We start from the raw sequence: 10,107 nt of genomic DNA, 5'->3' as shown, positions 1-10,107 counted from the left end.
GGCGAGCGCGGAGGCGTCGGCGAGCAGTTCGCCGTCGAGTTTCGGGGCGAAACCCCCCACATCACCCAGAGGGCCCTGGGGGTCGAGGAGTGGGGGGGGGGCGGCGGCCGCCCCGGCCAGCCCGAAGCCCTCCCCGACGGCCTCTGCCGCCCCTGCCGCGCCGCCCACTCCGAGGGCGACCGGGCCCCCTCGATCGACCCCGCCGAGATCGCGGGCGTCAAAGCCCACATGGCCAACCTCCGCGACCTCCTCAAACCCCCTTAGCAGTAGCTGGGTTCGCTCCGACCTGCGGGACGAGAAGGGGCAAGAGAGCCGTGACAGGGGCCGGCATCACGACCGCCTCCTGGTGTCCGGAGGTAGAGAGCTGCCCTATTCACCTGGCCGGCCTTCTTCTGGTGGTTCTCACTCGGAACCCGGCGGTCGGCGATCATGACCGTACGAGCCGGGAAGCCTCGGATGTGAGCGCGGCGGCCGACGGGTCCGTGCCGCGCGGCTCCGAACGAGTGGACTTGCCGGGGCGCGGCCGGGATGCGGCGCGGAGCCCTTGGGGCGGGTGGTGTCGTTGCCGTCCGCTCCGCTCCCTCCCTCCCGACCCCGAAGAGGCACGCTCTTATGCGACGCTCCCCCACCCGACGTCTGTTCGCCGCGATGCTGCTCGCGGCGTCCGTCCTGGCCCCGATGGCCGTGGCTCCCGCCCCTGCGGTACACGCCGCCACAGGCCCCCACCAGCACGACCGGCATTGCGGGAAGGACCGGCACGACCGGCACGGCTGTCCGCCGCAGGGTCTCGACCCCGCGCTGACCGCCAAGCTGGACAGGACCATCGAGGACGTCCGAAAGCAGGCCGGCATTCCCGGGGCCGTCGTCGGGCTGTGGATGCCGGGGAAGGGCAGCTACGTCCGCGCGAGCGGGGTCGCCAACACGGTCACCGGTGAGCCGATGTCGGCCGACACCCGTATCCGGATCGGCAGTGAGACCAAGACGTTCACCGTCACCGCTCTGCTCGAACTCGTCGACGACAAGCGCGTCAGGCTGGACGACAAGATCTCCGCCTACGTCCCCGGCGTGCGCAACGGCGACCGGATCACGCTCCGCCAGCTCGCCGGGATGCGCAGCGGCCTGTTCCCGTACACCGCCGACGCCGACTTCGTGCACGACCTGCTGAGCGATCCGTACCGCTCGTTCACCCCGCGCGGTGTGCTCGCGTACGGCATGAAGCACAAGAACACCTTCAAGCCGGGCGCGGAGTTCCAGTACTCCAACTCCAACCTCGTCCTGCTCGGGCTGGTGATCGAGAAGGTCACCGGTCAGCCCCTCGACCGCGTCATCCACGAGCGGGTGCTCCGCCCCGCCCACCTGCACAACACGCTCTTCCCGACCGGGGCGGAGTTCCCCGAGCCGCACGCCCACGGCTACACCGACCAGACACTGAGCGGCGAGACCGAGGATGCGACGGACTGGAACCCCAGCTGGGCGTGGGCCGCCGGGGCGATGATCTCCGATCTCCACGACCTGCGGCGGTGGGCCAAGGTCGTCGCCACCGGGGAGTTGCTCAGCCCTCAGACCCAGGCGCAGCGGCTCAAGACCCTGCCGACCGGGTTCCCGGGGCTCAGCTACGGCCTGGGCATCTTCGACGCCGACGGTTGGATCGGGCACAACGGTTCCCTGCCGGGGTACGAGACGGTGACCGTCTACCTGCCGGCGCAGAAGGCCACGATGGTCATCATGATCAACACGGACTCGCTGAGCGGGGGCCAGGAGCCGTCCACGCTGCTCGCCCGCGCGGTCACGAGGATCGCCACCCCGGACAACGTCTACGACGGCAGCGCCTCCCAGGGGCGTAACACTCCCTGACTTCCGTGCCCCGGGGGGTGCCGGTGCGCACCCCCGGGGCCACGGCCCGTCCGTCTCTTCGGCGACCATGACCCGATGAACCAGGAAGCTGCGGACGTGAACGCGGCGATCGCCGCCGAACTCCAACTGCTGGACCCTGCCGTGCGCGCGTCGCGGTCGGTCGCCGCGCGACTCCTCGACCCGGAGTTCGTCGAGGTCGGGGCCTCGGGACGACGATGGACGTACGAGGAGATGATCGCCGCCCTCCCCGGCCTGGACGGCGGCGACGCAGGCGGGGACGGGCCCCGCTTCGAGCCCTCCGGGATGACCGGGGTCGTCCTGGCCCCCGGGATCGTGCACCTCACGTACGAGTCGGGCATCGACGGTCGCCGGGCCCGCCGCAGCTCACTGTGGCGCAAGCAGCCCGGTGAGGCCGGGCCCTGGGAGGCGGGGGCCGCCTGGCGGATGTACTACCACCAGGCCACCCCCGTCCCCGGCCCGTGAGGCCCAGCCGAAGCGCGGTGGCTCCGAAGGGCGGAAGTGCCGAAGCGCAGTCGTGTCGACGGGCGCGTGTCCGGCGAAAAGGGCATGAGCAGAAGCACGTTGTGCCGGCCGGATTGCAGATGTGATGATGTGCGCCATGTCTGACTACGAGGGTCGGGACGGCGCTCAGCCGCAGGTCGGCGCTTCGAGGCCGAGGCTGGTGGATTATGCCGATATGGCCGCGGTCAAGAAGCGGGCCGGCGCGCCGGAAGTCGTGCCGGTCGGCCCTCCCGCCGACTCGTCCGCTCCGCGGCCGGGGCCTCCGACGCCACCGCCTGCGGCGACCGCGGCGCGGGACGCCCCGGGCGAGGATCCGCTCATCACCGGCAGACGGCTTGAGTTCATGGCGCTGCTGGAGAAATTCCGGGCCACCCCTGTCCTGGTGCCTCTGGGGAGCAGCCAGTCACCGGGCGCGGAAGGCGGCTTTCTGACTGCCGACATGAACGGCATCCGCTTCATTCTCGCCTTCTCCGACCAGCAGGCACTTGCCCGTTACGCACGGGCCCAAGGGGTGTTCCACAGCGAGTGGAGTTACCAGACCGTCCTCGGTGCACGCTTGCTGGACGTGGCGGTTCCGGCGGCCGGCGTGCCGTGCGGGGTGGCGCTGGACTGCGCGGACGGGGCGGAGGGCCTGGTGCTCCCGCCGGTCAAGGGAATCGTGCCCGACGAGGCCACGATCGACGCCTACACGGAAAGGTAGAGGGAGCACGTGAGCGGGGGAGGCGAAGACCTCAGGACCCAGGGCCTGAACCTGATAGCCAAGGGGCTGACGGAAGCGCTCGGCGAGTTGAAAGAGCTGGGTATGGTCGGCCAGGCCGGACAGGGACGCGGATTCAGCGAAATCGCTCTCTCCGGACTGGAGTTGGGCGAAGAAGGGCTCACCCAGGAATTCTCGTCGTTCTGCGAGCGCTGGGAGTGGGGCGTCCGCTCCCTGATTAGCGAAGGCAACGGAATAGCGACCGCCACGGGCCTGTCCGCCGGCTCGTTCTACGAGAACGAGCAGTACATCGAGGGCACCTTCAAGGTCGTCACGAACGCGGCCATCGGCAACCCGTACGCCTCCGAGGACGAGGTCACCCAGCAGGGCTGGAAGGACATCGCCACCTCGGGCGCCTACGGCGGCGTCGACTACAGCCGGGAGTCGTGGGAGCGGGCCGGGGAGAACATCGAGCAGGGCTGGAAGGATGCCGGGCGGGATGTGATGACCTCCCGGACCATCGGCGGACCGATGGGGCTCAGCCCCGAGAACCTGCGCGAGGGCATGGGTGTCTCCGACGCCGAGTACGACCGCATGCTGGACGACACCTTCGGCCCCTCTCCCGAGGCGCGCGCCGAGGCCGCACAGCAGCAGGGAGGCGCAGGCTGATGGGCGTACTCGACGACATAGGCGACGGCCTCAAGGACCTCGGCGGCGGTGTCAAGGACGGCATCAACGACGGACTCGGTGCACTTGAGGACGGCATCGACGAGGGAAAGAGGCTCGTCGGAGAAGGTGTCGACTGGGGGACGAACAAGGTCGGCGACGGCCTGGACCACGTGGGTCTGCACGGCGCCGCCGATGCCGTCCACGACTGGGGGGACGGCGTCGCGTCCGACCTCGGTGCCACCCCTGGTGAGCAGCAGCTCGGCCAGACCGAGGAAGCCAATGAGCTGGTCCACGGCAATCCCGGCAAGATCTCCGAAAGCGCCAAGCACCTCACGGACTTCCAGTCGGCCTTCGACAAGGTCGGCCGGGGCATGCGCAGTCTCGATTCCGCCCACTGGAAAGGCGCGGCAGGCGACGCCTTCCGCCAGAAGGTCGAGATGCAGCCCAAGAAGTGGCTGCACGCGTCGGACGCCTGCGAGACCGCCGGCAAGGCTCTGTCCAGGTATGCCGACACCGTCAAGTGGGCTCAGGCGCAGGCCAAGGAAGCCGTCGTCCTCTACAAGGAGGGCAAGCTCGCCTCCGAGCAGGCGGTGAAGGCGTACAACCAGCGCATCGACGCGTACAACGCGAAGATCAAGGCCGACCAGGATCCCGGCCCGGTGCCGGAGCCCTTCAAGGATCCCGGCAGAGCCGACATCGAGGCGGCGCGGGACAAGCTGGCCGAGGCCCGCCGGCAGCGGAACTCGGCTGCCGCGGAGGCCCGGAGCAGCGTCAGGGAAGCGCTGGCGCACGCTCCTGCCGAGCCCCCGCCGCTGGACCGGCTCGGCGACAACATCGCCGACGGCTACCAGGCGGTGAACACCGAGCTGACCCACGTCGCCGGTGGCGTCCTCAAAGGTGCCTCCGGAATCGTCAACTTCGCCCGGGGACTCAACCCGCTCGACCCCTACAACCTCACCCACCCCGCCGCATACGTCCAGAACGTCAACATGACGCTGTCCGGGCTGGTGTCCACCGCGGCGCACCCGGAACGGGTCGTCCAGGCCGCGGTGGACGGGTTCAAGAAGGATCCCTCCGAGTTCGTCGGCCGGCTTCTCCCCGAACTCGTCGGCACGAAGGGAGCGGGATTCGCCCGCAGTGGAACCCGCCTCGGGCTGAAGTACGCAGACAACGTTCCTGGCCCCACGCCGTCCAAGTGGAGCGATCTGGCACGCGGCACCGATTCGGTGAAAGAGAAGGCGATTCACTACGATTCGGTCGACCCGAAGCGTGCTCAGGAGTTCCTGGATTCCGAGTATCCCTGGCTCAGGGACGTGAACAACACCGGGCACCACGGATACACGATGAACTGCAGTCACAATACGGTCACCGTGGATCGCCGTATGGACGGCATCGAGGTCGGTGCGGCCCCCAAGGCGGGCGGCGACCACATCCCGCCGGAGCAGCTCGGCTTGAAGGACAGGGCTAAGGGACACTACGACTTCGTCAATAGTTATGATGACATCATCCGCGATCTCCAGGCCCGCGGGGAAGGGTCGAGAAGCGCCGTCTACCTGAGTAGGCCCGACGGCACAGCCCATATTTTCAACGCCGTGAACACACCGCACGGCGTCGTTTTCCTCGATGGGCAGAGCGGAACTCTGGGAATGCTGGAGAAAAACGTCACGTCCATCGGACACATCCCTTATCGCAATGGAGTTCCCTAGATGGTAACCAGAGACGAAGCCGTGCTCAGCGCCGCCGATTTCCTGAAGAAGGTGGGTCACCCGGACCGGGCGGACTCCGTGGTGATGCTCCCGGAGACGGCCATCGAGTTCACCTACGGCTGGACCGTGCGTTTCGATTTCAAGGAACACATCGAAACCGGGGATTTCGCTCAGGCCCCCTTCACCTCCGTGGTCGTCGTTCCGCGCGACGGCTCCGCCGCCCACTTCGCCCCCACCTTCCCGCCGCCGGCGGAATACATGGCCCTCCAAGCCTCCGGCAACTGGCCGCCCCAGAAAGGGCAGTAGCATGCTCCGCCCCGACCAGCAGGCCGCCGCCTGGCTCGCCCACACCTACCGCGGGCTCGCGGAACTGGCGGCGCCCCACCCGGTCGCCGAGTCGCCCTCGGCCTGGCTCATGGCCTGCCGGACCGTGCAGCAGCCCGGGTTCCCGCACACCCCGATGCTGGCGTCCTCCCTCGTCGTCCCCAAGGACGGCAGCTCCCCCTTCCACCCCTCGCCGAGCGCGCCCCTCGCGGACCTGGAGCCCGCCGCGTCGTACGAGGCGGCCGTCGCCCGGGTCCAGAACCAAGGGCGCAGGGTCAACGCCCGTGGAGCGGTCGTGGCCCTGCACTCGGCCATCGGCAAGAGCCCTGCCACCGCGCTCGCCTGGCAGCCCTCGGACGAGGCTCCCGGCTGGTGGAGCAGGCTGACCCGGCGGTACTTCCCCGAGTTCGAGCGCGTGAGCGTGAACAGCTGGGACGAGATCGTGAAGGCGGTCGCGGAGCACGGGCCCGACAGCCGTGGCCTTGTGTGGGTGCGCCGCGAGATCGGCGGGCTGGAGGCGACGGGCAATCTGGTCTACGCGCACAACCACCAGGGGCAGGTCGTCTTCTTCGACAGCCTGACGTCCTCCCTCGCCCGGCTGGACACCGAGCAGGTGCGGGAGCTGGTCCTCGTCAGGGCTCTGCCGGAGGCGCTGAGGGTTCCCCGCCGGCCGTGGGAGCAGGAGGCGCACGACTTCGAGGCGGCGGTCACCAAGGCGCGGCTGTGGCTGGAGAACACGTACGGAGGTCAGGCGGAGCTGGTCGGTCCGACCATCGGCGACGAGACGCGCCGGGGCTGGGTCTTCTCCTGCGACGCGCGGCGTCATCTGGAGGGCGGGCGCTGGCAGGACACCCTGCTCGACGCGACGCTGGTCGTCCCGAAGGACGCCTCCGAGCCGTTCGGTCTGCCGAACGCGGACCCCTGGAACTGGCTGGCCCACTGGGACGCCGGCGGACGCCCCGGCACCGGGACGTTCCCGCCGCCGCCCCCGCCCGGCCGTGCCGACTGGTTCGATTCGACCCTCGCCCAGCTCGGGCCCGTCCTGTCGACGTCGGACCACCAGGTCTGGTCGTCGGCGGTGGACGAACTGTCGTCCTTCCCGGCCGGCTCCCGTGCCCTGATCTGGATCCGCCGTACGGACGGCCGGGGCCGCGAGGCCGTGGGGTGGCTGGTCAACGGACTCACCACGGCGGACGGCGTGCTGCTCCTCGACGGCTCGTCCGACGAACCCGTGTCCTTCGACCCGACCGGAGTCCACACGCTGCACGTGATCCGCTACCGCTGAACCCGCGGTACGGCCGAGTCCGCTACCGCTGAGGCCGCCGCCTTACGCGCCTGTGACGCCGGGGCTCACCCCAGGCCCTCCTCCACCAGCGCCGCCCACTGCGCCACCACCCGCGCCCGCCGGGCGGTGTCGTCGGTGAGGAGGTTGGCGAGGCCGAGGCCGCGGGCCATGTCCAGGAGGCCCTGGACCGTTTCCCGGGCCCCGGGGCGGGACTCGTCCGCGCCGAGGAGTTCGACCGCGATGCGGTGGGTCTCGCGGCCCACCCGCGCCTCCAGTTCCGTGACGCGCGGGCGGAGCTGGGCCTCGTTGGAGGCGGCCACCCAGAGCTGGAGCGCCGCCCGGAACAGGGGGCCCGTGTAGAGGTCGACCAGGGCCGCGACCACCTCGGCGCGGCCCTGGACGGGGAGCGCGCGCAGGGCGGCGGAGCGTTCCTCGGCGACGTACTCCACCGCCCCGGTGAACAGGTCCTCGCGGGTCGGGAAGTGGTGCTGGGCCGCCCCGCGCGAGACGCCGGCCCGGCTCGCGACGACGGAGACGGTGGAGCCCGCCCAGCCGTGTTCGGCCAGGCAGGCCACCGCCGCCTCCAGGAGACGTTGCCTCGTCGCCCGGCTGCGGTCCTGCTTGGGCGCGTGCACCGCTTGAGGAGTGGAGGAGGATGTCACCGCACCCATGCCGGATCCCGTCGTTCGAGGAAGGCCGTCATCCCCTCCCTCGCCTCGTCGGAGGCGAACAGCGCGGCGGAGAGGGCGACGAGGTCTTCGGCGTCCTGGTCGAAGCTCCTCAGCACCGTAGCCGTGACCAGCTCCTTCGATGCGGCCAGCCCCTGCGGTGACGCACGCCGCAGACCGTCCAGAACCGGTTCGAGCGCCTTGTCCACGTCCTCGGCGGCCTCCGTGACCAGCGAGATCCTGGCCGCCTCCGCCGCGTCGAACCGCTCACCGGTGAGGTAGTAGCGGTTCGCCGCCGTACGGTCCAGGCGCGGCAGCAGGGTCAGGGAGATGACCGCCGGGGCCAGGCCGAGCCGGGACTCGGTGAGGGCGAAGGTCGACGCCTCGCCCGCCACCGCGATGTCGCACGCCGCCAGCAGGCCCAGGCCGCCCGCCCGGACATGGCCGGTCACCCGGGCCACCACCGGCTTCGGCAGCGCCACGATCTCCCGCATCAGCCCGACGAACGCCTCCGGGTCCGGCGGCGCCGTCAGGTCCGCCCCGGCGCAGAACGTCGACCCCGTGTGGGTCAGCACGACCGCCCGTACGGTCTCGTCCGCCGCGCAGGCTGCCAGCGCCTCCCGCAACGCGCCCACCAGGACCGCCGAGAGCGCGTTGCGGTTGGCCGGGGAGTCCAGGGTCAGCGTCGCCACGCCCCGGTCCCACGTCCGTACGATCGGCGTCACTTCTCCTCCGATGTTCCCGAATGATCCGTCTTCTCGCGGTCGCGCAGCTCGCGCCGGAGGATCTTGCCGGAGGCGGCCCGGGGCACCGCCTCGATGAACTCGGCCTGCCGCACCTTCTTGTACGGGGAGACGCGTTCGGCGACGTACGTCATGACGTCGTCCTCTGTCAGCCCGTCCGCCCCCGGCCCCCGGACCAGGAACGCCTTCGGGACCTCGTTGCCCTCCGCGTCGTACACCCCGATCACCGCCGCGTCCGCGACCTGCTCGTGGGTCAGCAGCAGCGCCTCCAGCTCGGCGGGGGCGACCTGGTAGCCCTTGTACTTGATCAGCTCCTTGACCCGGTCGACGACGTACAGCCAGCCGTCCTCGTCCGTCCGGCCGACATCGCCCGTGTGCACCCAGCCGTCCGCGTCGATCATGTCGGCGGTCGCGTCGGGGCGGCCCAGGTAGCCCTTCATCACCTGCGGGCCCCTGATCAGGATCTCGCCGTCCGTGCCCGGCTCCGCGTCCTTCGCCGGGTCCTCCAGGGCCACGATCCGCATCTCGGTGCCCGGCAGCAGCTTGCCGACCGTGCCCGGCGGCGGCTGCTCGACGGAGAGCGGCACCACGTGCGTGCCCGGCGACAGCTCCGTCATCCCGTACGCCTGCCGCACCGGCGGCACCCCCAGCCGGGCCGAACAGGCGGCGGCCAGCTCGGCGTCGAGCGGGGCGGCGGCGCTGACGATGTACTGGAGCGAGGAGAGGTCGTACTCCCCCACCAGCGGGTGCTTCGCGAGCGCCAGCACGATCGGCGGGGCCACGTACAGGCCGGAGATGCGGTGCGTCTGGATGGCCTCCAGGAACTGCGCCAGGTCGAAGCGGGGCAGCACGACGACCGTCGAGCCGCAGCGCAGCGGGGCGTTCATCAGGGCGGTGAGGCCGTAGATGTGGAAGAAGGGGAGGACGGCCAGGATGCGGTCGCCCTCGCCCATCGGGATGAACGGTCTGAGCTGCTCCAGGTTGGTGGCGATCGACCGGTGCGTCAGCATCACGCCCTTGGGCGTGCCCGTCGTGCCGGAGCTGTACGGGAGGGCCGCCACGTCCTCGCCGGGGTCGATGGCGACCTCCGGTTCGGGGGCGGTGGAGGACAGCATGTCCAGGATCGAGGTGTGGCCCTCGGCCTGGTCGCAGACGTAGATCTCCCGTACGCCGCCGGTGAGTTCGGCCGCGCGGCGGGCGGTGGCCAGGAGCGGGGAGACCGTGACGATCCACTTCGCCCCGCTGTCGGCGAGCTGCTTGGCGAACTCCTCGGGCGTGGCCAGTGGGTGGACCGTGGTGACGGAGGCCCCGGCGCGGGTGGCCCCGTAGAAGACCGCCGGGTAGGCGATGGTGTTCGGGCTGTGCAGGGCGAGCACGTCGCCCTTCCTCAGCCCGGCCTCCGCGAGTGCGGCGGCGATGCGCCGGTGGAAGCCGTCGAGTTGGGCGTACGTGAGGGACATGCCGTTCGTCGCGTCGATCAGGGCGACGGTGTCACCGAACCCGGCGGCCTCGCCGAGTACCGCGTCGTGGATGGGCGTGTCGAGGGCCGTTACGTCTGCGTACTCGCTGCGGAACACCATGGCGGTCCCCTGTCGTCGCGGGGGGGCGGGGGCCCCCCCGGGGGGGGGGGGGGGGCCGG

General features: G+C 70.7%; 10 protein-coding genes and 1 pseudogene. 8 read left to right on the top strand and 3 right to left on the bottom strand.

Annotated features, from left to right (window positions below):
* The 8 genes and pseudogenes from JS521_RS36915 to JS521_RS28270 all read left to right on the top strand — a co-directional run.
* Window positions 1-264, top strand: a pseudogene (locus tag JS521_RS36915) (hypothetical protein); the annotation flags it as partial.
* Between the two features lie 348 nt (window positions 265-612).
* Window positions 613-1,854, top strand: coding sequence for a serine hydrolase domain-containing protein (locus JS521_RS28300; protein ID WP_205085803.1), 1,242 nt, complete (start codon window positions 613-615; stop codon window positions 1,852-1,854).
* A gap of 75 nt (window positions 1,855-1,929) precedes the next feature.
* Window positions 1,930-2,337, top strand: a complete 408-nt coding sequence (locus tag JS521_RS28295) for a nuclear transport factor 2 family protein (protein ID WP_205085802.1) — start codon at window positions 1,930-1,932, stop codon at window positions 2,335-2,337.
* 136 nt (window positions 2,338-2,473) lie between these two features.
* Window positions 2,474-3,076 (top strand): hypothetical protein, encoded by a 603-nt coding sequence (locus tag JS521_RS28290; protein ID WP_205085801.1) that lies wholly within the window; start codon window positions 2,474-2,476, stop codon window positions 3,074-3,076.
* Window positions 3,077-3,085: 9 nt separating this feature from the next.
* Window positions 3,086-3,742 carry a hypothetical protein gene (locus JS521_RS28285; protein WP_205085800.1) on the top strand — a complete coding sequence of 219 codons (657 nt, stop codon included), beginning with the start codon at window positions 3,086-3,088 and terminating at the stop codon, window positions 3,740-3,742.
* Window positions 3,742-5,448 carry a putative T7SS-secreted protein gene (locus JS521_RS28280; RefSeq protein ID WP_205085799.1) on the top strand — a complete coding sequence of 569 codons (1,707 nt, stop codon included), beginning with the start codon at window positions 3,742-3,744 and terminating at the stop codon, window positions 5,446-5,448. The genes JS521_RS28285 and JS521_RS28280 overlap by 1 nt, the downstream gene beginning before the upstream one ends.
* Window positions 5,449-5,754 (top strand): YrhB domain-containing protein, encoded by a 306-nt coding sequence (locus tag JS521_RS28275; protein WP_205085798.1) that lies wholly within the window; start codon window positions 5,449-5,451, stop codon window positions 5,752-5,754.
* 1 nt (window position 5,755) lies between these two features.
* Complete coding sequence (locus tag JS521_RS28270; RefSeq protein WP_205085797.1) at window positions 5,756-7,057, top strand: YrhB domain-containing protein; 1,302 nt, start codon at window positions 5,756-5,758, stop codon at window positions 7,055-7,057.
* A 65-nt stretch (window positions 7,058-7,122) separates the two neighbouring features.
* Here JS521_RS28270 and JS521_RS28265 read toward each other — a convergent pair whose 3' ends face one another.
* The 3 genes from JS521_RS28265 to JS521_RS28255 are packed head-to-tail and all read right to left on the bottom strand — an operon-like array spanning window position 7,123 to window position 10,048.
* Complete coding sequence (locus tag JS521_RS28265; protein WP_205085796.1) at window positions 7,123-7,728, bottom strand: TetR/AcrR family transcriptional regulator; 606 nt, start codon at window positions 7,726-7,728, stop codon at window positions 7,123-7,125.
* A complete protein-coding gene (locus JS521_RS28260) occupies window positions 7,716-8,450 on the bottom strand; it encodes an enoyl-CoA hydratase family protein (protein WP_205085795.1) in 735 nt (244 codons plus the stop codon). The genes JS521_RS28265 and JS521_RS28260 overlap by 13 nt, the downstream gene beginning before the upstream one ends.
* Window positions 8,447-10,048 (bottom strand): 4-coumarate--CoA ligase family protein, encoded by a 1,602-nt coding sequence (locus JS521_RS28255; RefSeq protein WP_205085794.1) that lies wholly within the window; start codon window positions 10,046-10,048, stop codon window positions 8,447-8,449. The genes JS521_RS28260 and JS521_RS28255 overlap by 4 nt, the downstream gene beginning before the upstream one ends.
* Window positions 10,049-10,107: the final 59 nt, after the last annotated feature.

It is taken from the genome of Streptomyces durocortorensis (assembly GCF_016901035.1).
In the GTDB taxonomy this organism is placed as follows: Bacteria; Actinomycetota; Actinomycetes; order Streptomycetales; family Streptomycetaceae; genus Streptomyces; species Streptomyces durocortorensis.
The sequence above is the reverse complement of the archived record's forward strand: the minus strand, read 5'-3'. Positions and strand labels throughout refer to the sequence as shown.